The following is a 21,096-nucleotide window of genomic DNA, read 5'->3' as shown; positions in this document are numbered from 1 at the left end:
GGCGATTGTCGAAGGTTATATTCGCAATATATAAATTAGCAAGAACGAATTTAATAGCCCGGCCCGCAAGGCCGGTCGCTCACAACTATGGCGTGTTTAGCTCCGATCATCTATGATTTTCGCTCTCGGATAACATCTGGCAAAGCATGGCTCGAAGCCCGATGCGGGGAAGAAAATGAACAGGCGCGCCATTCTCGCAGGATTAGCGATCGGGATGGTCTCCGGTCTCGCAGCGCTCCCCGGCGCCTCCCTTGCCGCCGACAGGCATGCGCCGAAGAACCGCCAGAAAGAGCTTGGCGAGCCGAGCGACGCGGCGCTCGGGCCTCGCATCGACTATCCCCGCCATCCGCGTCACCATTCATCATCGAGCGAACGCTATTTTACGGGCGGCGAGGTCAACTCCATCCCCTTCCGCTCTCCCGCCGAAGCGCTCGAAATCGTGCCGGGGCTTGCGGTCGGACGCTGAGAGCGTCCCGCGCCGAGGCCATTGGCAAAACTCCCGAACGCGCCCGAAAGATCGGTTGAACGGACGCAGTCAGCCTTTCCGCGCGATCCGCGGAAAAGCTTCGACGAAAAGGCGATCACTTGCGCCGATGCGGCCGCAATTCTTCGAACTTGCCGGACGACGCGAGTCCGATTTTCGTCCATCGGGCGTCAGTGGATATGAATCGATCCATGGACAGGACCCGCGCCGCGACTTCTGCGCCTCAACCCCAGAGATTACACCAGCCGTGCGCGCTCACGGGGCCGCGAACCACCCCGCATCCCGACGGCGGCTCGAACCAGGAGCAGTTGGCGCAACGCTGGCGCCCGTTAGGCGATCCGCGATAGGCTGCGGCCGCCTGGCTCGATTTCGCCCGCGCCGGTCCCGCGCCGAACAATGCGCCGACCGCGCCGACTCCCGCGGCGGCGGCCAGAAGCTTCAGCAGGTTGCGCCGGCCGCGCGCGGGTTCACGATCACATCCACACATGGCGTCCTCCCCGAATTTCACCCCAGAATTCATTAGGGTTTCGCTTAAATTCGATTTTCGTAATATAACATCACGGCCAAGCCTCGAAATGCGACAAATCGATCCATCGATTTTCGCTGTGTCGACAAAGCCCGCTTGACTTTTATATTCGCAAAACGTAATTTAGCAGTCATGAATGTAAATCCGGTCGAACTCGCGCCGAGAGCCGCGGAAGCCGAAAGTTTCCTGAAGGCGCTCGCCAATCGCCACCGGCTGATGGTCCTGTGCGAATTGCACAAGGGCGAACAGTCGGTGACGAAGCTGCAGGAAGCGATTGGCCTGAGCCAATCGTCTCTTTCGCAGCATCTCGCGCGGCTGAGAGCGGATGATCTCGTTAAAACGCGCCGGTCGTCACAGACGATCTATTATTCTCTGGCCAACGCAAACGTCTCGCGGGTCATTGGCCTGCTTTACGAATTGTTCTGCGCGGAGCAATGTGGGGTCGCCCCTCCTGCGCCGAAAGCCGGAGCCCGGAAAACGGCTGGCGCCAAGATCAAGGATCGTGTCCGATGAGCATAGATCGCGTGGTCATGGCCTTTGCCGGAACAATGGTGCTGACGAGCCTTGCGCTCGCACATTTCTTCTCCGATTGGTGGTTGCTGCTCGCCGCCTTCGTCGGCGTGAATCTCCTGCAGGCGGCGTTCACGGGCTTTTGTCCGCTGGCGATGATGCTCAGGCGTTTCGGCGTCAAGCCCGGCGCGGCCTTCTGATTTCGTCTCGCGGAAATGCCTGCGTCCCCGCCAGCGTCGCTTCGCTCGATCGCTCTCGCGCTCGCCTTTTCGGGCGCGAGCATTTGTCCTGCGTTTGCGGAGAGCCTTCTTTCCGCTCTGGCGCGGGCCTATGACGGCAATCCGGATCTGAATCAGAGCCGCGCCAGCGTCCGGGTGCGGGACGAGGACGCGCCCAAGGCGCTCGCGGGGCTTCGGCCGAAAGCCAGCATCACCGCCTCGGCGGGGCCGCAGCATGCGCGGATCAAGATCCCCTTCGGCGCCGACAATCAGCAGGCGGGGGCCTCCGGCGGCGGCAATTTCAGCGACGTCTACACCGGCTATCCGCGCGGCGCGACGCTGAACGTCTCGCAGACCGTGTTCGACGGCGGCCGCACGGAAAATTCGGTGCGGCAGGCGGAGTCCGGCGTCTTCTCCGCGCGCGCGACAATGCGGCTCACCGAGCAGGCGATCCTTCAGAACGGCGCCACGGCATACATGAATGTGCTGCGCGACACGGCGGTTCTGGCGCTGCGCAAGAGCAATATCGCGGTGCTCGAGGAGCAGCTGAAGCAGACCCGCGACCGCTTCCAGGTGGGGGAGGTCACGCGCACCGACGTGGCGCAGGCGGAGGCTTCGCTCGCGCAGGCGCGTTCGGAGTTTTACGGGGCGCAGGCGCTGCTGAAGACGAGCGTCGCCAATTATCGCCAGATCATCGGCAATGAGCCGAAGAATCTGGAGCCCGGCCGCTCGCTGGAGCCGCTGCTGCCGAAGTCGCTCAACGACGCCATCACGATTGCGCTCGCCGAACATCCGGGCGTGGCGGCGGCGCTGCATCAGGTGGATGTGGCGGAGCTCGCGGTGAAGGTGGCGGAGGGGGCGCTGGCGCCGTCGCTGTCGGTGAACGCGCAGCTGTCGAACCAGTATGATTCGTTTCTTGGCCTGCCGGGATCGCGGCAGTTCTCGGCCGCGGCGAGCGGGCAATTGAACATCCCGCTCTATCAGGGCGGGGCCGAATACGCCTCGATCCGTCAGGCGAAGGAGCAGCTGGGCCAGGCGCGGCTCAACGCCGATCTGCAGCGCGACAGCGTGCGGGCGAGCGTGGTGTCGAGCTATGGCCTGCTGGAGACGGCGAAGGCGTCGATCATCTCGGGACAGGCGGCGGTGAAGGCGGCGGAGACGGCGCTCGCCGGCGTGCGCGAGGAGGCGAAGGTCGGGCAGCGGACGACGCTCGACGTGCTGAACGCGCAGCAGGCGTTGCTGAACGCGCGGGTGCAGCTGGTGACGTCGCAGCGCGACCGGGTGGTGGCGTCCTATGCGGCGCTGGGCGCGATCGGCAGATTGTCGGCGCGCGAGCTCAATCTCAATGTCGCGCTCTACGACCCCGGAGTCCATTTCGAGCAGGTCAAGACAAAATGGTTCGGAACCCAGACCCCGGACGGGCGGTAGAAAATCAGGCAACGAAGAGTCTCCATCCGGCGAAGGCTGCGTGAGGCTCGCGACGAAAGGCTGAACATGCCATCGGACTGGATCGACGAAGTTCCTTCCCTGCGCGCGCTCGACGACGCGACGAAGGCGATGCTGCGCGACGCCGCCATCCGCAAACAGATTCCGCGCGGCGCCGTTCTTTTCCGACCCGGCGATCAATGTGTGCAGTTTCCGCTCGTCGTGTCGGGAACTGTCCGCATTCAGCGCGTGACCGAGTCTGGCCGCGAAATCGTGCTCTATCGCGTCGGCGCGAACGAAACCTGCATTCTCACGACGGCGTCGCTCATTTCGGACGACGCTTATGCCGCAGAGGGCGTCGCCGAAACGGACGTCGTCGCCTATATCGTTCCCGCAGATCGTTTCACCGGTCTGATGAACGCGTCCTCCGCCTTTCGCGCGCTGGTCTTCGACGGCTATGGCAAGCGCATCGCGACGCTGATGTCCCGCATCGAGGAGATCGTTTGCACGCGCATCAATGTGCGCCTTGCCGAGCGCCTTCTCGCGTTACGCGACAATGACAATCGCATAAATGTCACGCAGCAGTCGCTCGCCGCCGATCTCGGCACGGCGCGCGAAGTCGTCGGACGCACGCTGAAAATTTTCGAACGGTCGGGATGGGTCAAACTGTCGCGCGGCGGCGCGGAAATCATGGACGTCAATGCTTTGCGCGCGCTTTGTGACGACGAGCGTGACTAAGTCGCTGAAGAATTCAATTCAACTAGGCATGTCAAATACACGTCTCGGCTCGCGCCGGCGGGCGTGGGGAGGAAAGAGAAAATGGCTCACGTAGTTATTCTTGGCGCCGGCATCGGCGGCGTCGCTGCGGCGATCGAAGTGCGCGATGAATTGAAGAAGGCGCATCAGGTCACCGTCATCTCCGATATTCCGAATTTCCAGTTCACGCCGTCGAACCCGTGGCTCGCGGTGAACTGGCGCAAGCCCGACGAGTTGAAGGTGCCGCTCGAACCGGTCTTTCGGAAGAAGAACATCGGCTTCACGTCCATCGGCGCGAAGCGCCTGCATCCCGACGAGAATCGCGTCGAATTGAATAATGGCGAGAGCGTCTCCTACGATTATCTCGTCATCGCGACCGGTCCGAAACTCGCGTTCGAGGAAATTCCCGGCCTCGGCCCGCACGGCGGCCACACGCATTCGATCTGCACGCTGCAGCATGCCGAGATCGCCTCGAAGGCCTGGGACGACTTCTGCAAGGATCCCGGCCCCATCGTCATCGGCGCCGCGCCCGCCGTGTCCTGCTTCGGTCCGGCATATGAATATGCGATGATCGTCTCGACCGATTTGCGTCGCCGCGGCATCCGCCACAAGGTGCCGATGACCTTCGTGACGTCCGAACCCTATATTGGCCATCTCGGTCTGGGCGGCGTCGGCGACACCAAGGGCATGCTGGAATCTGCGTTCCGCGACCGCGACATCAAATGGATCACCAACGCGAAGACGACGTCGATCGAGCCGGGCCTGCTCAAATGTCAGGAACTCAACGACGATGGCTCGGTGAAGAAGGAGCACGAGGTTCCGTTCAAGTTCGCGATGATGATGCCGGCTTTTACGGGCATCGAGGCGCTGAAGGGAATCGAGGGCCTCGTCAATCCGCGCGGCTTCGTCATCATCGACAAGCACCAGCGTAATCCAAGATACCCGAATATCTTCAGCGTCGGCGTCTGCGTCGCCATTCCGCCGGCGGAAGCGACGCCGGTCGCGACCGGCATGCCGAAGACCGGCTATATGATCGAATCGATGGTGACGGCCACCGCGCACAACATCGCCGCGGTCATCGACGGCAAGGAGCCGAAAGAGGAAGGCACCTGGAACGCGGTTTGCCTTGCAGATTTCGGCGACAGGGGCGTGGCTTTCGTCGCGCAGCCGCAAATTCCGCCGCGCAATGTCAACTGGTCGAGCGAGGGCCGGTGGGTGCATCTGGCGAAGATCGCCTATGAAAAATATTTCCTGCGCAAGGTGCGCAAGGGACAGAGCGAACCGGTCTATGAGCGCTACATCATGAAGCTGCTCGGCATCGAACGGTTGCGCCGCATACTGTAATCTGGCGACCCCGCGGGGCCGCCGCCCAGAGAGGACCGCGGATATGACGCTTACTCCGCTGGGGCGCGAGCTTACGCTCGCGCTCCTCTTCAAGATCGTCGCGATATTTGCGCTTTATGCGCTGTTCTTCAGCCCCTCACATCGCGTGAAGGTGACGCCGGCGGACATGACGGCGGCGCTGGCCGATCGCGCGCCCGCATCCAGGTAAAGCAGGACAGAAGAAATGTTCGATCTCGACGTCGTCACGCTCTCGCGCCTGCAATTCGCGCTGACAGCGCTTTATCATTTCCTCTTCGTGCCGCTGACGCTGGGCCTCGCGCTCCTGCTCGCGATCATGGAGAGCGTCTATGTGATGACGGGACGCGAAGTCTGGCGCGACGCGGTGAAATTCTGGGGAACGCTTTTCGGCATCAATTTCGTGATGGGCGTCGCGACGGGCGTGACGATGGAATTCCAGTTTGGAACGAACTGGGCCTATTACTCGCATTACGTTGGCGACATCTTCGGCGCGCCGCTCGCCATCGAAGGGCTGATGGCCTTCTTTCTGGAGGCGACGTTCGTCGGCCTGTTCTTCTTCGGCTGGAATCGTCTGACGAAGGTGCAGCATCTCGTCGTCACCTGGCTCGTGGCGCTCGGCTCCAATTTCTCGGCGCTGTGGATTCTCGTAGCCAACGCCTGGATGTCCAATCCCGTCGGCGCGAAATTCAATCCGCAGACCATGCGCATGGAGCTTTCGTCTTTCTCGGAAGTGCTCTTCAATCCCGTCGCGCAGTCGAAATTCGTGCATACGGTCAGCGCCGGCTATGTCACGGGCGCGATGTTCGTCATGTCGATCGGCGCCTATTACATGCTGCGCGGGCGCCATCGCGACATAGCGCGCCGTTCGCTGACGGTCGCCGCGAGCTTCGGTCTCGCTTCGGCGCTGTCGGTCGTCGTGCTCGGCGATGAAAGCGGCTACACTGCCGGCGAAAACCAGAAGATGAAGATCGCCGCGATCGAGGCGATGTGGGAGACCGAGCCGGCGCCGGCGTCCTTCACGCTCTTCGGCTTCCCCGACCTCAAGAGCGAGACGACGAAATATGAGGTGACGATTCCCTATGTCCTCGGCCTCATCGCGACGCGCTCGCTCGATACGCCGGTCGAGGGCATCAAGCCGCTCGTCGCCAACGCCGAGAAGCGCATTCGCAATGGCCTGCCGGGCTATACGTGGATGGTCGCGCTGGGCGGAACCGCCAATGCCGAGGTTCCCGCCGACCTCGAAAATTCGATGCGGGACGTGGGCTATTCGCTGCTGCTGAAGCGCATCAGGCCGGACATCGAAAACGCCACCGACGAAGAGATCAGGCAGGCGGCGATGTCCACCATTCCCGACGTGCCGGTGCTCTTCTGGTCGTTCCGCATCATGGTCGCGCTGGGCTTCTATTTCATCGCCCTCTTCGGGACCGCCTTCTACCTGTCGAGCCGTCGCCGTTGCGGAAGGCCGTGGTTCCTGCGCCTGACGATGCTCAGCCTGCCGCTGCCGTGGATCGCGGCCGAGCTTGGCTGGATCGTCGCCGAATATGGCCGCCAGCCCTGGATCATCGACGGAATCATGCCGACCTTCCTCGGCGTGTCCAATGTTCCCGCTTCGAATGTCGCGGCGAGTCTCGCGGCCTTCGTGATCTTCTACACCGCGCTGGCCGTGGTCGATGTGACGCTGATCGTCAAATATGTGCGCATCGGACCGCGTCCGCAGCCGGATGAGGGGGCGAAAGCCGGCCCGCTGCCGGTCCCGCAGCCCGCCTATGACGCCTCGCGCTGAAGGGAGCTCGGAGAGATGCTCGATTATATGACTCTGCGCCTCATCTGGTGGGCGATCCTCGGCGTGCTGCTCGTCGGCTTCGCCGTCATGGACGGATTCGATCTCGGCGTCGCGATCCTGCATCCTTTCGTCGCGAGGAACGACACGCAGCGACGTGTGGTTCTCAATACGATCGGCCCGGTCTGGGAAGGCAATCAGGTGTGGTTCATCCTGGGCGGCGGCGCGATCTTCGCCGCCTGGCCGCCGCTCTACGCCACCTCCTTCTCCGGCTTTTATCTGGCGATGCTGCTGGTGCTGCTCGGCCTGATCCTGCGGCCGGTCGCGATCACCTTTCGCAGCAAGGGAGAGTCGGCCCGCTGGCGCAACGCCTGGGACTGGCTGTTCTTCATCTCCGGCTTTTTCCCGTCTCTCCTCTTCGGTGTCGCCTTCGGCAATGTGCTGCTCGGCGTGCCCTTCCACTTCGACCAGTCGCTGCGCGTCGCCTATGAGGGCGGCCTCATCGGGCTGCTTCGGCCCTTCGCGCTGCTTTGCGGCCTCGTCAGCCTGACGATGATCGTGATGCAGGGGGCGGCCTATCTCGCCCGCAAGACCGAGGGCGAGGTCGCGGCCCGCGCGCGCCGCATCGGCGCGGTGGCGGCGCTGACGCTGGCTCTGCTTTTCACGGCCGCGGGTCTGTGGGTGGCGCTCGGCGTCGACGGCTACCGCATCACGTCGGAGATCGATCCGTCCGGGCCGTCGAATCCGCTGCTCAAGACGGTGACGACCGGCGCGGGCGGCTGGCTATACAATTACGCCGCCTTCAAATGGCCGGCGGCCGCGCCCGCGCTCGCCTATCTCGGCGCGCTCGTCGCGGCGGTGGCGCTGGCGGTCGGCGCGCGGACAGTCGCCCTGTTCGCCTCCAGCCTGTCGGTCGCGGGCATCGTGACGACGGCCGGCTTCAGCATGTTTCCCTTCCTGCTGCCGTCGTCCTCCCATCCCGATCACAGCCTGACGGTGTGGGACGCCTCGTCCAGCCAGACGACGCTGGGACTCATGCTCGCCGCGGTCGTGTTCTTTCTGCCGATCATCCTCGTCTACACGTCGTGGGTCTATTACGTGCTGCGCGGGCCGGTCACGGAGAGCGCGATAGAGGCCGGCGACGACTTTCATTACTGAGCGCGGAGAAAAGGACGCATGTGGTATTTTTCCTGGATCCTGGGCCTTGGCCTCGCCTGCGCCTTCGCCATCCTCAACGCCATGTGGCTCGAACTCGACGAAGAAGACGGCAAGGACGGCCGCGAACAATAAGGCGCGGCGCTTCGCCGCGCCCCTTGGGCGACGAAGTCGCTGAGCGGGAACCTGCGCGGCCCTATCTTAAGGGCGTCGAATTTGAAGGAGTGACGCCATGGAAGCGAATATCGGCAAGACCGACAAGATGATCCGCATCGCCGCGGGTCTCCTCCTGCTCAGTCTCGTTTTCGTCGGACCGAAGACGATGTGGGGTCTCATCGGCATTGTGCCGCTGGCGACGGCCTTCATCAATTTCTGCCCGGCCTATCGTCTGCTCGGCGTCAATACGCTCGGCAAATAGGTACGCGCCGACATGAGAACGGCGCCGGCGGCGAGGCGTTGGTGAGCGAAATAACCGTCACATTCCGCGCGCATGGCATGCATTGCCACGGCTGTGAGCGCGTCATCGAGATCGGGCTGCGCAAGCTTGCCGGCGTGAGGACCGTCAAGGCGAGCTATCCGACCGAGACCGTCGTCGTCGACTATGATCCGCAGGCGACGACGTTCAAGGCGATCCGGGCCTGCGTCGAACAGAACGGCTATCGCGTCGAACTCGGCGAGGCGCGGACGCCGCCCGTTTGGCGGCGGCTCGCCGTCGTCGTCGGGGCGCTGGCGGCGCTCGCGGCGCTCATCTACATCGACACGCAATGGATCAGCGCGGGCGGGGCCCCCGACATTACGCAGCATATGAGCCTGTGGCTCATTTTCCTGCTGGGCCTCGTCACCGGATTCCACTGCATCGGCATGTGCGGCGCCTTCGTCGTGAGCTATACGGCGGCGGACGCCGCCGCCGGCCGTTCCTCGCTCATGTCCCATGTCGCCTTCGGGACGGGCAAGACGCTCTCCTATACGGCGATCGGCGCGCTTTTCGGCGGGCTCGGCGCCGTCATCGCCTTCACGCCCATGCTGCGCGGCGTCGCGGGAATTGCGGCGGGCGCCTTTCTCATCATTTTCGGCCTCAACATGCTGGGCCTTTTCGCGCCGCTGCGCCGGTTCCGTCTCGGGCTGCCGGCGCCGCTGGAGAACTGGGTCTATCGGGAGGCGAGCGGGCGACATCAGCCTTTCGTCATCGGCCTGCTCAATGGATTGATGATCGCCTGCGGGCCGTTGCAGGCGATGTATGTGATGGCGGCCGGCACGGGCAGTCCGGTCGAGGGCGCGAAAATGCTCTTCGCCTTCGGCCTCGGCACGCTGCCCGTGATGCTCGCCTTCGGCGTCATCGCCTCAATGCTGTCGAGCGCGCTGACGCACCGGCTGCTGAAGGCCTCGGGCATGATCGTCGTTGCGCTCGGCGCGGTGATGATCAATCGCGGGATCATCCTTACCGGGACGGGTTACGACCTCGGCTCCCTGCTGGCGCGGATGCGTCAGAGCGCGCCCGTTTCCGTCCCGGAGCAGAAGGTTCCGGCGGTCCAGACGATCGAGATGGAGGCGAACCGTTTCGGCTACAAGCCGAAGCGTTTCACGCTCATTCGCGGCGTGCCGGTGAAATGGGTGATCAACGCCGCCGAGCTCACGAGCTGCAACAATCGCATCATCGTACCGTCGCTGAAGCTCGAGTTCGATCTCAAGCCCGGCCTGCAGACCATCGAATTCACCCCGAAGGAAACGGGCGTGATTCCATGGAGCTGCTGGATGGGAATGATCCGCGGCGAGTTCGAGGTGGTGGAGGCCGGCGAGGCGCCGAAGGCGACGCCCCCCGAGCCGCAGGCGGCCCCCCCGGCCGCCGGCCCGCCGGCCCAAGTCGCGCCGGCCCAAGTCGCGCCAGTCGAAGTCGCGCCGCCGGCGCCCCCGCTCGCGCCGGAAAAATCTTACGCCGTCCAGCGCGGCGACACGCTCGAACGGATCGCGAAGAAACTGTACGGCGACGCGAAACGCTGGCGCGACATCGCCGCCGTCAATCCGGGCCTTCGCAAGGGCAAGCTGCGCCCGGGACAGATCTTGAAACTGCCGGAGACAAAGCCGTGACGATTCGCCGTCGCGAAAAATCCGGCGCACGGCGTTAGGCTCGATCGTTTTTCGAGGAGGAACTGATGATGCGCAGCAAAACCATCTTGGCCGCCGCCTGCGGTCTCTCGCTTTTCGCCGCCGCCGCCATCGCGCAGGACAGCGACCATCACGAACACATGCAGATGTCGCCGAAGATGAAGGATGCGCGCATCGAGGTCGACGTTCCCGGCCCCATGAAGGCGAAGATGCTTGCCAACATGCGCGGGCATCAGGAGGCGGTGGCGGAAATTCTCGCCGCGCTCTCGAAGGGCGACGGCGCGGCGGCCGCGAAGATCGCGCAGACGCGGCTCGGCGCCGGCTCGCCGGGCTCCGCCGCCTGCAAGCCCAATGCGAAATCGGGCGAACTGGGCGACATGCCGGCGATGATGGCCAAGCACATGCCCGACGAAATGCGCGCGCTCGGCATGACGATGCATCAGCAGGCCGACAAATTCGCTGAGGAGGCGGCCAAGGTCAAACAGGGCGGCGACCTGCGTCCGGCGCTTGCCGAGCTGTCGCAAGTCGTGCAAGCCTGCAACGCCTGTCACGCCGCCTATCGGCTGGATTAACGGAGCCGATGGCTCCGCGCGGGAGCCAAGAATTGCGCGTCGCCACCTGGAATGTGAACTCGGTCCGGCAGCGGCTTTCGCCGCTGCTCGCTTTCCTGAAGGAAACCGCGCCGGATATTCTCTGCCTGCAGGAGCTGAAATGCGAGGACCACGCCTTTCCGCGGTCCGAGATCGAGGACGCGGGATATAACGTCGTCGTCCATGGCCAGAAGACGTTCAACGGCGTCGCGATTCTCTCTAACCGCCCGATCGAGGAAACGACCATCGGCCTGCCGGGCTTCGACGGCGAGGCGCAGTCCCGCTATGTCGAGGCGGTGATTTCAGACGGCGCCGGCGGCGTCCTGCGCGTCGCGTCGATCTATGCGCCGAACGGCAATCCGCCCGACACGCCGAAATACACCTACAAGCTCGCCTTCATGGAGGCGCTGACCCGCCACGCCGCGGATCTGTTGCGGCTCGAGGAAGTCACGATTCTCGCCGGCGACTACAATGTCATCCCCGAAGCCCGCGACGTTCACGATCCGGCGGCCTGGATCGGGGATGCGCTGTTCATGCCGCAGAGCCGGGCGGCGCTGCAGCGGGTAATCAATCTGGGCTATACGGACGCGCTGCGCGCCGTCACGGACGAGCCGGGCCTTTACACTTTCTGGGACTATCAGGCGGGCGCCTGGCAGAAAAACCGCGGGCTGCGCATCGACCATCTGCTGCTCTCGCCCCGCGCCGCCGACCGGCTCGCGGGCGTCGAGATCCACAAGTCCATGCGCGCGGGCGAGAAGCCCTCGGACCATGTCGCGATCAGCGCGGAGCTGACGGCGTAGAGAGCCAGTCCTTCGCGAGTTCGAGAAGGCCGAGCGCCGCGGCGCTGCGCCAGAGCACATAGATCGCCACCGCGACGATGATCATCGCGAAGACCGCCGCCAGGGCGCCGCGCTGCGTCGAGAGGCGCCGCCCGGTCGCCGCGCCGATCATGCCGCCGATCACCCCGCCGCCGAGAATGCCGCCCGCGAGCGGCCAGTCGACGAGGCCCGAGAGCGCGTAATTGCCCGCGGTGGTGACGCCGAAGGCCGTGACCGAGACGAGCGACGATCCGATGGCGTAGAGAATCGGCATATCGGAGGCGAGCATCAGGCCGGGCACGACGAGAAACCCGCCGCCGATGCCGAAAAAGCCGGAAAGCCCGCCGATGACGAGGCCAAGCGCCGCGAGGCGGGGGAAGTTGTCGCGGTTCAGCCGCACGGCGTGAAAACCCTCCCCGCCGCGACGCCGGAACATCACCGCGCCCACCACGAGCATCAGCAGGCCGAAGAGCGCAAGAAGCTTCTGGCCATCCAGCATCTTGCCGAGCGTCGAGCCGCCGAAGGCGCCGGCGACGCCGAAGAGCGCGAAGACGGAGGCGCAGCGCCATTTGATCGTGCCGGCGCGGGCGTGATTGCCGAGGCTCGCCAGCGCGTTCGCGGCGACGGCCACGGCGCTCGTGCCGATGGCGACATGCGGATCGCCGACGCCGACGAAATAGACGAGCAATGGCACGGCGAGGACCGAGCCGCCGCCCCCGACAAGGCCGAGGGAAAAACCGACGAAGACGCCAGAGAGCACGGCCGCGCCCAGTTGAAGAAGTTCGGGCGAAGCCAATGTCATGTCGATCTCCGGCGTTCATACATTAGATATTGCTTATTTAGATAAGTCTTATATATAGGGCAAGAGCAATCTGCAGACGGGAGGCCAGAACATGGCTCAGGCGGCGAATATCCAGGCCTTTTTCGACGAGCCCACCTTCACCATCACCTATCTCGTCTCCGACCCCGCGACGAAAAAGGCGGCGATCATCGACCCCGTGCTCGATTATGAGCCGGGCGGCGGCGTCGCCGATTCGCGCTCCATCGACGCCATCCTCGCCGCCGCGCGCGATCAGGGCCTGACGGTCGAATGGGTTCTGGAGACGCACGCCCACGCCGACCATCTTTCGGCCGCGCCGGTCGTGAAGGCGGCGACGGGCGCGAAAATCGGCATCGGCGAGAAGATCACCGAGGTGCAGAAGATTTTCCGGCCCATCTTCGAGGCGGATGATCTGAAGCCGGATGGCGCCGATTTCGACCGGCTATTCGCCGATGGCGAGAAATTCCTGCTTGGCGAACTGGAGGTCGAGGTCCTGTTCACGCCCGGCCATACGCCCGCGGACATATCCTACAAGATCGGCGATGCGGTCTTCGTCGGCGACACGCTGTTCATGCCCGATTACGGGACCGCGCGGGCCGATTTCCCCGGCGGCGACGCCCGCGCGCTCTATCATTCGATCTGCCGCCTGCTGGCGTTACCGCCGCAGACGAGGCTCTTCATGTGTCACGACTACAAGGCGCCCGGTCGCGACGTCTATCTCTGGGAGACGACCGTCGCCGAGGAGCGCGCGAAAAATGTGCAGATCAGGGACGGCGTGAGCGAAGAGGAATTCGTCGCCTCGCGCAAGGCGCGCGACCGCGAGCTCGCGGCGCCCCGGCTGTTGCTGCCGTCAGTACAGGTCAATATTCGCGCCGGAAACTTCCCGCCCGCCAGCGCCGACGGCGTGCGGCGCCTGAAAATCCCGGTGAAATTCAGGGGATCGGCTGGCCGGCAATAACGCCGGCCAGTTCGAAGAAGGCGCGGGCGCGCCTCAGTTGCGCTCGCGCAGATAATCTTCGAGCATTGCGACCGCCGCCTTGCGGTCGGCCTCGCTCGCCGTGTCCAGCGCCTTGGCGTGGAGGTCCACGATCCACTGCTCGCTGGCCGAGCCGGAAACGGCGTCGCGCGCCAGCGTCAGATACATCAGGCCGCGCGGCCGCTGGGCCGCGCCGCCGGCTTCACCGTTGAAGATCATTCGTCCGAGGATGGCCTGGGCCTGCGGATGTCCCTTGCGGGCGGCGAGCTCCATCCAGTTCACGCTCTGGCGCAGGTCCTTCTTTACCCCGACGCCGTCGAGATACATGCGGGCCAGCTGATATTGCGCGTCCGCGTTGCGGAAATAGGTCGCCGCATAGCGGAAGAGCTCGAAGGCGCGGTCGAGATCGGGCTCGATCTTCGCGGCCGAGACGCCGTCGCGCAGATACAGCCCGACGGCCACGAAGGCGTTCGCCGCCATGGAGCGTTCGCGCGGATCCGGCTCGTCATCGGCGAAATGCTCGATGATCTTCGAGAAATAGTCGTAGGCCTTGGCGTCGTCGCGCGTCACGCCGTCGCCTTCGGCGTACATGCGGCCGAGCTTCCATTGCGCGAGCGGCTCGCCGCCGTCGGCGGCGTAGCTCAGGGCCGTGACCGAGGTCGCGGGGTCGCCGGCGTGATAGCTCTCTATGCCGGCGCGCAGGGCCGCGCGCGGGTCCTTGAACATGGGCAGCGGCGTCCTCTCGGGCGCCGAGCGCGCAGCCGGGGCGTCGAGGGCCGGAGCCGGATCGACGAAGGCGGTCACAAGCATGCCGAGACTTGCGGCGAAGAGGCCGGCCGGGAGCGCAGCGCGCTTCAGTTTTTGCGATGCGGCGGAAAAAACGTTTCTTTTCGCAGACCCGACCATAACCGATCCGACTTTCTCAACCCAAAACCGCCGTGAACCGGCGCCCACGCCCGAACCGAATGCCGAAACTCGACCACCATCCTCGCGCGCAGCGGAAAAACGGTTTCTCTTCCCCGGAGCGGGAACGCTGCCGGCGATTGTCTCCGCGTCTTGGATGAGCAAGTGACCAGATGACCTTAGCGCAGCTTTTATGGCTGAAAAGGGGCTTTCAGGGCGGATTCGATCAGCCTGCTCTCAATGTTTTCTGGTGTTGCAAGGAAGGCACAATGAGTGTTGCGAAAATGCATCGATCTCAAAATTGAAACTATCGTGTTTACCAATTCATTTCATGCTGCGTCCGCGTAACGCGCCCACACGGGCTTCGCCGAGATTCTCTTGAAGCTCGACTTATGCTTTCATCGGCCGGCGCGCGGGAGGTCGAATCGACGTCGCATCCGCGCCCCCGGACAAGGAATGAGGAATGGCTTTCTTTAACCACGCGCTGACCGTCGCCTTTTTCACCAGCGCGATTCTCGGCGCGGCCGCCGCGCCGGCCCTGGCGGGCGACGCAAATCGCGGCGCTGTCATATCGAAGCGCTGGTGCTCCAGCTGTCATGTCGTCGTGAAGGACCAGACCGCCGCCAACGCCGACGCGCCTTCCTTCTTCGACATCGCCCGGCGGCGCGCCGACCGGAAGCAGCTCGCGAACTTCCTCATCGACCCGCATCCGCCGATGCCCGACATGCATCTCTCGCGCAAGGAGATCGACGACATCGTCACCTATATCCGCAGCCTCGACCCGCGGCCCCAGCCGGCGGAGCCGGACGGGAAGGACGAGGAGCTTCCGAAAAAGGGCTGAGATTCCGCTCGTCGCGCTGGACTCGGGGCCCGCCGAAGCGCTAGAGCGGCGGGCAAATGGCTTATTTCGTCAAGGAAGCTTTCAGGACGGTGCAGGGCGAGGGCGTCAACGCCGGCCGCGTCGCCGTCTTCTGCCGCTTCGCCGGCTGCAACCTCTGGAGCGGGCGAGAGGAGGATCGCGCCGAGGCCGCCTGCAATTTCTGCGACACTGAGTTTACCGGGGTCGACGGGGAAGGCGGGGGCAAATTCCCCGGCGCGCGAGAACTCGCCGACCACCTCGTGGCGATTTGGGGAGCGGACGACGAGGACCGCTTCATCGTGCTGACCGGCGGCGAGCCGATGCTGCAGGTAGACCCCGCGCTGGTCGACGCTCTCCACAACGAGGGCTTCGAGATCGCGATCGAAAGCAATGGCACGATTGCGGCGGCGCCGGGGATCGACTGGATCTGCGTCTCGCCCAAGGCGGGCGCGCCGATCGTCCAGACCAGCGGGAGCGAGCTGAAGCTCGTCTATCCGCAGCCCGGCGTCGATCCTGCGACATTCGAGCGGCTCGACTTTCGGCATTTTCTGCTGCAGCCCATGGACGGGCCGGAAATTGTGCGCAATACGAAGGCGGCGGTCGACTATTGCCTGGCGCATCCGCGCTGGCGCCTGTCGCTGCAGACGCACAAGATGATCGGGGTGAGGTAGAAGCCCCGGTTGACCGAAATCCATGGCGTTGGTTTAGGAGCGAAGCGACGCCGAGCTTATGCGAGGGGTCCGACGGCCGCGGCGTCCGCGGGCGGCGGGAAAGGATTAATCGACGTGGCGAGTTTCGAGGTCTATCGCGAGCTTTATTTCGAGGCGGCGCACGCGCTTTACGATCCGGAGGCCCCGGAGGGCGGCAAGTACCGCAATCTGCACGGTCACTCCTTCCGGCTGCGCGTGACGCTGCGCGGCGAGCGGAACGCCGGAGAGGAATGGGTGATGGACCTCGGCAAGCTCGGCCGACGCCTCGCGGAGCTGCGCGAAAGGCTCGACCACTCCTTCCTCAATGATCTTGAAGGGCTCGGCAAGCCGACGCTTGAGAACCTTTGCGTCTATATCTGGCGCGATCTCGCGCCGTCGCTCCCGGGCCTTTACGAAGTGGGGCTGTTCCGCGACAGCTGCTTCGAGGGATGCGTCTATCGCGGCGACTAGATTTCGCATGCGGCGGATCGCCGCTATTGCGAAAGCGGAACGCGGTCTCTACGCTTGCGCCCGTCATTTGAGCACAGCATCCACCGGGGCGGCGACGCGACGGGCGCCCGCATAAGAGAGTGGAGCGACGAGGGAATCCTAAGGACATGGCGAACAACAAGGTCATCAGCGCCGACGAGGCGATTGCGCTCATTCGCGACAACGACGTCGTGACCACCACGGGCTTCGTCCAGAGCTGTATCCCGGAGGCCCTGCACGCCGCGCTGGAGAAGCGCTACGTCGAGACCCAGCATCCCCGCGACCTGACCCTCATCATGACCGCCGGCGCCGGCGACTCCAAGGGCCTCGGCACCGGCCGCTTCCATCACGAGGGCCTTCTGCGCCGGGTCATCGCCGCCAATTTCGGACGCATGCCCAAGGTCGCCCAGGCGGCCCAGGAAGAAAAGATCTGCGGCTACAACCTGCCGCAGGGCGTCATCTCGCAGCTCTACCGCGCCTGCGCCTCGGGTCAGCCGGGGCTCTTCTCCAAGGTCGGTCTCTACACCTATGTCGATCCGCGCTTCGGCGGCGGCAAGGTGAACGAGCGAACCAAGGAGGATATGGTCAAGTACCATAATATCCAGGGCGAGGAGTGGTTGTTCTATATCGCCACCAAGATCGACGTCGCCTTCATCCGTGGCACATCGGCCGACCCCTCCGGCAACATCAGCATGGAGAAGGAGGCGCTGGTCCTCGACAACCTCGCCCAGGCCATGGCCGCCCACAACAATGGCGGCATCGTCATCGCGCAGGTCGAGCGCATCGTCGAACAGGGCTCGATCAAGCCCAAGGACGTGCACGTTCCGGGCGTTCTGGTGTCGGCCGTCGTCGTCGCCGATCCGCCGGAAATGCACCGCATGAACTATGGCGTGATCTACAATCCGGCGCTCGCGGGCGAAGTCCGCGTCCCCGTCGAGAAGCTCGCCAAGATGCCGCTCGACGAGCGCAAGGTCATCGCGCGCCGCGCCGCCTTCGAGCTGCCGCCGAACGGCGTGGTGAACCTCGGCGTCGGCGCGCCGGAGGGCATCTCGGCCGTCGCCAATGAGGAAAAGGTCACGCCCTACATCACGCTGACGACGGAAGCCGGCGCCATCGGCGGCGTTCTCGCCTCGGGCTCCAGCTTCGGCGCCGCGACCAACGCCGACTGCATCATCCAGCAGAACCAGCAGTTCGACTTCTACGACGGCGGCGGCCTCGACATGACCTGCCTCGGCATGGCGGAGGCCGACGTGCAGGGCAACGTCAACACCTCGAAATTCGGCGGCCGCCTCAATGGCTGCGGCGGCTTCATCAACATCAGCCAGAACGCGCGCCTCGTCGTCTTCGCCGGCACTTTCACCAATGGCGGCCTGCGCGTCGAGATCGCAGACGGCAAGGTCAACATTGCGCAGGAAGGCCGCAACAAGAAGTTCCTGAACTTCGTCGAGCAGATCACCTTCTCCGGCAAGTTCGCCCAGAAGCGCAAGCAGCCGGTCTATTACGTGACCGAGCGTTGCGTGTTCCAGCTCAAGGACAAGGGTCTCGAACTGATCGAGGTCGCGCCGGGCATCGACATCGACAAGCACATCCTGCCGTTCATGGACTTCAAGCCGATCATCAACGACCCGCAGCCGATGGACAGGCGCATCTTCATCGACGAGCCGATGGGCCTCCTGAACGACCTGATCAATCTCAATCTCGATCAGCGCATCACCTACGACGCCGCGCGCAATATTCTCTTCCTCAATCTCGAGGGCTGGAACGCGCGCACGAAGAAGGACATCGACGAAATGCGCAACGCGCTCATCGCCGCCTGTCAGAAGGTGGGCAAGCGCGTCAATTCGGTCGTCAACCACGACGGCGCGCGGATCAACGAGGCGCTTTACGACGATTACGCCGAGATGATCGAATATCTGAGCCAGCACTATTATCTGACGACCACCCGCTATGCGACGAGCGCCTTCGCCCGAATGAAGATGAAGGAGGCGATGGCCAAGCGCGGCCTGCAGCCGCATGTCTTCGAGCGTCGCGAGGCGGCCGAGACCTTCCTGCAGGTCGTGGCCAATGAGGAAGAAAAGGCGTCAGTCTAAGCCGCGCCCTCGGGCCGGGCGTTTCGCGCGCCCGGCCTTTTTCGCGCCGCCGGCGTTTCACCGCTCATCCAAGCGGCCTGGCTTTGGGCGGGCTGATCTTCGACAGCCGCGCGACTGCCGCCAATATCCACGAATGCGTAAGCAGGGTCTTGGATCCCCGGCGCCCTGCGAAAGCAGGCCGCCTCGGAGCGACGCCGAAATTCCATGGCGCCGCCCGCCGGGAACTTCACAACCACAGTCCAGGGATTCAAAAGCATCCCCATGCGACGCGAGGCGGAGCATGGCTCTCGCGCCATGATCCGCCTCGCGGCAACCCTCTTGAATTCGGAACAAAACCGGCCAGCCCCCGGCGCGTCCATTAGAAAGTTTAATGCTCGGACGCGCGGGGGAAGTCGAACATGTTCATCAAATCGCCGATCGCCGGCTTGTTGGTCGGAAAATAGGGCGCCGAAGGGAGCGCTATCGGATTCGGCAGATTGTCGCGGCTGCGTGACGACAGCGGTTTCAGATTCCAGTTGCGCTCGATGAACTTAACGATCGATGCGTGATCGGAATAAGTATGGTCGACCATGCCGGTTTTCGCATAGGGGGAAATCGCGATCATCACCGTGCGCGGCCCGTCGCCAAAAAAGTCGATCGGCTGGATATAACCCGAGTCATAGTAGCCTCCCGCTTCGTCGAAGGTGATCAGTATCGCGGTGTTCCGCCAGATCGACTGATTTTTTTGGACAGCCTCGACGACGCGTTTCACGAACGCCTCGAAAAGCGGCGGCGTGGAAGTGCCCGGATGACTGTCGAGGAGCAAGTCGGGTTTGACGAATGAGACCGCAGGCAGGTCGCCGCCGCGCACGTCGCTGAGGAACGAGTTGAAGTCCTTGAGGTTGTTCTTCAGCGGACCGGTCATGATCGAGCGCGAATACTGGAAGCCGTTGCAGATTGCGCAATAGAGCGAGTTCGCGAGCGGCGGATCGGCAGCCCGATTGAAGCCGCCGCCGTAATATTTCCATGAGACCCCTTTTGCGGCGAGGGTGTCGCCGATCGTTGGAATCGTCTGTGGACCGATCGCGAAGGCGGGGCCGGCGGGAAATTCATTGCCGAGGGTGTTCGGGCCGCCGAGGCGGTTGTAGCTCGGATACTCATTATCCACCTGGTAATAGCGGCCGGGCGCGCAGTTGCCGTCATTGAACGCCCGGTATGGCAGCGACCTCAGATATTGCCGGATCGCCTTCACGCCCGGTTGCGTCATATCGGAGCAATTGACGAGCCCGCCGGTGCTGGTGTTGCCCGGGTCGACGGCGCCGGGAGCGGCGTGCGTATAGAAATTATTGCTGCCGGGCCGGGGGTTCGGATTCTCGATCAGCTCCGCTGGAGGCTTCGCCGGATTCCCTTTGCTGTCCGTGAAATAGTAGACGTCGGCGGTCAGGATGGACTGCGAATTCGCTCCCGTCCCGCCCATGATGAACTGATGGTAGTTGTCGTTGATCGCGTATCTTTCAGCGAGCGACCGAAAATACGGGTAGTCGCCGGCCGCCATGTTGTAAAAGCCCATCGGGACCGCGCCCTGGAACGTGGCCTGGGCGTTGGTCGGCGGTTTTCCGTCCCGAGTGATTTGCCATCCGACGCTCGTCGCGACCCAGACATAGAGATCACCCAAGCATCCGCTGGGATTTTTTCTCGAGATCGCGGAACTGCGACAATCGTTTTGCTGCCACATCTGAAAAAAGCGGTGCACGGGATCGCCGGTGTTGTCGCTGAACTGGGTAGGCGTGATCACCGGTTTGATGAAGGGAGGCGACGGGCAATGATTCAATGTCGAAGCCCCCACGAGTGAATAGGGGGCGTTCGGCAGATGGGTCGGATAACGGCAATCCGGAACCGGATAGGCGTTCAACGTCGGATCATAGAACAGCTGACCGGTTCCTCCTTTCGAAAGCAGGATCTGGTCGAGCGGCAACAGGCCGGTGTCAGTGCAAAACAGCACTCCCGAGGGATTTTTGCCGAGCTTCGTATAGAGCTGCGACAGTAAACAGGGCGAGGCCGGCAACGCGTTGAGCGTGGTGCTGGGTTGCGGCAAGGACGACGGCGCGCCGGTCCGGGTCGGAGCCAGCTGAAAAAAGCTCGTGTCGGTTGCTTGCTGCTGTCGCGCGAGCGCCGCATTGGGTCCCGGCAAACCGGCTCTGTCAACGATCCCCAGCGACAGCAGATTCCAGACTGTCTGCGTCGGATCGGGTGGGACATAGGCGCCGAACACATTGTCGAAGCCCCGATTCTCGCCGACAACGACGATAAGATGTTCGATTGGTGTGCGGGTCGCGCCGTGGCGAGCGGATTCTGCCCCCGATTCCAATGCGCTGCTGCTGTCGAAAGCGACGATGCACGCCGCCGCAATCACCCCAAAAATTTTCACAGAACGGCTATTCAGCTGGACCGACATTTCCGTATTCCCATTATTGCTGTAAAAGTTTCTGGAATTTTTGAGATTTTGCCGCATGCGCCGCGAATATTGAGTGTCGGCAACACGTATCATGGAATGCGACTCTCTG

23 protein-coding genes are annotated in these 21,096 nt (G+C 63.7%); 19 read left to right on the top strand and 4 right to left on the bottom strand.

Translation table 11 applies throughout. The features are described from left to right. The first annotated feature begins 175 nt into the window (after positions 1 to 175). Positions 176 to 466 carry a hypothetical protein gene (locus MET49242_RS16400; protein WP_144259668.1) on the top strand — a complete coding sequence of 97 codons (291 nt, stop codon included), beginning with the start codon at positions 176 to 178 and terminating at the stop codon, positions 464 to 466. 241 nt (positions 467 to 707) lie between these two features. On the opposite strand, the gene MET49242_RS16395 is transcribed toward MET49242_RS16400, so the two are convergent. Then, positions 708 to 1,004, bottom strand: coding sequence for a twin-arginine translocation signal domain-containing protein (locus MET49242_RS16395; protein ID WP_244430839.1), 297 nt, complete (start codon positions 1,002 to 1,004; stop codon positions 708 to 710). A 138-nt stretch (positions 1,005 to 1,142) separates the two neighbouring features. On the opposite strand from MET49242_RS16395, the gene MET49242_RS16390 reads away from it, so the two are divergent. The 13 genes from MET49242_RS16390 (at position 1,143) to xth (ending at position 11,709) form a co-directional block, all read left to right on the top strand. Further along, positions 1,143 to 1,523 carry a helix-turn-helix transcriptional regulator gene (locus tag MET49242_RS16390; RefSeq protein WP_036284408.1) on the top strand — a complete coding sequence of 127 codons (381 nt, stop codon included), beginning with the start codon at positions 1,143 to 1,145 and terminating at the stop codon, positions 1,521 to 1,523. Beyond that, complete coding sequence (locus tag MET49242_RS16385) at positions 1,520 to 1,720, top strand: DUF2892 domain-containing protein (RefSeq protein WP_036284405.1); 201 nt, start codon at positions 1,520 to 1,522, stop codon at positions 1,718 to 1,720. Before MET49242_RS16390 ends, MET49242_RS16385 begins: the two co-directional genes overlap by 4 nt. Positions 1,721 to 1,735: 15 nt before the next feature. Beyond that, positions 1,736 to 3,166 carry a TolC family outer membrane protein gene (locus MET49242_RS16380; RefSeq protein WP_036284403.1) on the top strand — a complete coding sequence of 477 codons (1,431 nt, stop codon included), beginning with the start codon at positions 1,736 to 1,738 and terminating at the stop codon, positions 3,164 to 3,166. Positions 3,167 to 3,232: 66 nt separating this feature from the next. Next, on the top strand, positions 3,233 to 3,901 hold the full coding sequence (locus MET49242_RS16375) for a Crp/Fnr family transcriptional regulator (RefSeq protein ID WP_036284399.1): 669 nt from the start codon (positions 3,233 to 3,235) through the stop codon (positions 3,899 to 3,901). An 81-nt stretch (positions 3,902 to 3,982) separates the two neighbouring features. After that, a complete protein-coding gene (locus MET49242_RS16370) occupies positions 3,983 to 5,263 on the top strand; it encodes an NAD(P)/FAD-dependent oxidoreductase (RefSeq protein ID WP_036284395.1) in 1,281 nt (426 codons plus the stop codon). A 43-nt stretch (positions 5,264 to 5,306) separates the two neighbouring features. Beyond that, a complete protein-coding gene (gene cydP / locus MET49242_RS16365) occupies positions 5,307 to 5,471 on the top strand; it encodes a cytochrome oxidase putative small subunit CydP (protein WP_036284393.1) in 165 nt (54 codons plus the stop codon). A 15-nt stretch (positions 5,472 to 5,486) separates the two neighbouring features. Next, positions 5,487 to 7,064, top strand: a complete 1,578-nt coding sequence (locus tag MET49242_RS16360) for a cytochrome ubiquinol oxidase subunit I (RefSeq protein WP_036284390.1) — start codon at positions 5,487 to 5,489, stop codon at positions 7,062 to 7,064. Positions 7,065 to 7,079: 15 nt separating this feature from the next. Then, a complete protein-coding gene (gene cydB, locus MET49242_RS16355) occupies positions 7,080 to 8,219 on the top strand; it encodes a cytochrome d ubiquinol oxidase subunit II (RefSeq protein ID WP_036284388.1) in 1,140 nt (379 codons plus the stop codon). 18 nt (positions 8,220 to 8,237) lie between these two features. After that, on the top strand, positions 8,238 to 8,351 hold the full coding sequence (gene cydX / locus MET49242_RS24425) for a cytochrome bd-I oxidase subunit CydX (RefSeq protein WP_036284386.1): 114 nt from the start codon (positions 8,238 to 8,240) through the stop codon (positions 8,349 to 8,351). Positions 8,352 to 8,448: 97 nt separating this feature from the next. Continuing rightward, positions 8,449 to 8,634 (top strand): DUF2892 domain-containing protein, encoded by a 186-nt coding sequence (locus MET49242_RS16345; RefSeq protein WP_036284383.1) that lies wholly within the window; start codon positions 8,449 to 8,451, stop codon positions 8,632 to 8,634. Positions 8,635 to 8,675: 41 nt separating this feature from the next. Then, positions 8,676 to 10,301, top strand: coding sequence for a sulfite exporter TauE/SafE family protein (locus MET49242_RS16340; protein WP_036288443.1), 1,626 nt, complete (start codon positions 8,676 to 8,678; stop codon positions 10,299 to 10,301). 65 nt (positions 10,302 to 10,366) lie between these two features. Continuing rightward, a complete protein-coding gene (locus MET49242_RS16335) occupies positions 10,367 to 10,891 on the top strand; it encodes a hypothetical protein (protein ID WP_227966527.1) in 525 nt (174 codons plus the stop codon). Between the two features lie 32 nt (positions 10,892 to 10,923). After that, positions 10,924 to 11,709 carry an exodeoxyribonuclease III gene (gene xth, locus MET49242_RS16330; RefSeq protein WP_036288438.1) on the top strand — a complete coding sequence of 262 codons (786 nt, stop codon included), beginning with the start codon at positions 10,924 to 10,926 and terminating at the stop codon, positions 11,707 to 11,709. On the opposite strand, the gene MET49242_RS16325 is transcribed toward xth, so the two are convergent. Next, positions 11,687 to 12,529: a sulfite exporter TauE/SafE family protein gene (locus MET49242_RS16325; protein WP_051134265.1), complete on the bottom strand. Its 843-nt coding sequence runs from the start codon at positions 12,527 to 12,529 to the stop codon at positions 11,687 to 11,689. The genes xth and MET49242_RS16325 overlap by 23 nt on opposite strands. A 91-nt stretch (positions 12,530 to 12,620) precedes the next feature. On the opposite strand from MET49242_RS16325, the gene MET49242_RS16320 reads away from it, so the two are divergent. Further along, positions 12,621 to 13,505, top strand: a complete 885-nt coding sequence (locus tag MET49242_RS16320; RefSeq protein WP_036284380.1) for an MBL fold metallo-hydrolase — start codon at positions 12,621 to 12,623, stop codon at positions 13,503 to 13,505. 33 nt (positions 13,506 to 13,538) lie between these two features. Here the strand turns inward: MET49242_RS16320 and MET49242_RS16315 are convergent, their stop codons facing one another. Further along, the gene (locus MET49242_RS16315; RefSeq protein WP_084679157.1) at positions 13,539 to 14,429 is read right to left on the bottom strand and encodes a tetratricopeptide repeat protein; all 891 of its coding nucleotides are present in this window, start codon (positions 14,427 to 14,429) and stop codon (positions 13,539 to 13,541) included. Between the two features lie 460 nt (positions 14,430 to 14,889). On the opposite strand from MET49242_RS16315, the gene MET49242_RS16310 reads away from it, so the two are divergent. From MET49242_RS16310 to MET49242_RS16295, 4 genes are all read left to right on the top strand, one after another. Then, positions 14,890 to 15,267 carry a cytochrome c gene (locus tag MET49242_RS16310; RefSeq protein ID WP_144259666.1) on the top strand — a complete coding sequence of 126 codons (378 nt, stop codon included), beginning with the start codon at positions 14,890 to 14,892 and terminating at the stop codon, positions 15,265 to 15,267. 56 nt (positions 15,268 to 15,323) lie between these two features. After that, positions 15,324 to 15,956 (top strand): 7-carboxy-7-deazaguanine synthase, encoded by a 633-nt coding sequence (gene queE / locus MET49242_RS16305; RefSeq protein WP_036284377.1) that lies wholly within the window; start codon positions 15,324 to 15,326, stop codon positions 15,954 to 15,956. A gap of 114 nt (positions 15,957 to 16,070) precedes the next feature. Further along, positions 16,071 to 16,445 carry a 6-carboxytetrahydropterin synthase gene (locus MET49242_RS16300; protein ID WP_036284375.1) on the top strand — a complete coding sequence of 125 codons (375 nt, stop codon included), beginning with the start codon at positions 16,071 to 16,073 and terminating at the stop codon, positions 16,443 to 16,445. Between the two features lie 146 nt (positions 16,446 to 16,591). After that, the gene (locus MET49242_RS16295; RefSeq protein ID WP_036284372.1) at positions 16,592 to 18,553 is read left to right on the top strand and encodes an acyl CoA:acetate/3-ketoacid CoA transferase; all 1,962 of its coding nucleotides are present in this window, start codon (positions 16,592 to 16,594) and stop codon (positions 18,551 to 18,553) included. A gap of 367 nt (positions 18,554 to 18,920) precedes the next feature. Here MET49242_RS16295 and MET49242_RS16285 read toward each other — a convergent pair whose 3' ends face one another. After that, positions 18,921 to 20,960 carry an alkaline phosphatase family protein gene (locus MET49242_RS16285; RefSeq protein WP_158497314.1) on the bottom strand — a complete coding sequence of 680 codons (2,040 nt, stop codon included), beginning with the start codon at positions 20,958 to 20,960 and terminating at the stop codon, positions 18,921 to 18,923. Positions 20,961 to 21,096 lie beyond the last annotated feature (136 nt).

The organism is Methylocystis sp. ATCC 49242, assembly GCF_000188155.2.
GTDB lineage: Bacteria > Pseudomonadota > Alphaproteobacteria > Rhizobiales > Beijerinckiaceae > Methylocystis.
The sequence above is the reverse complement of the archived record's forward strand: the minus strand, read 5'-3'. Positions and strand labels throughout refer to the sequence as shown.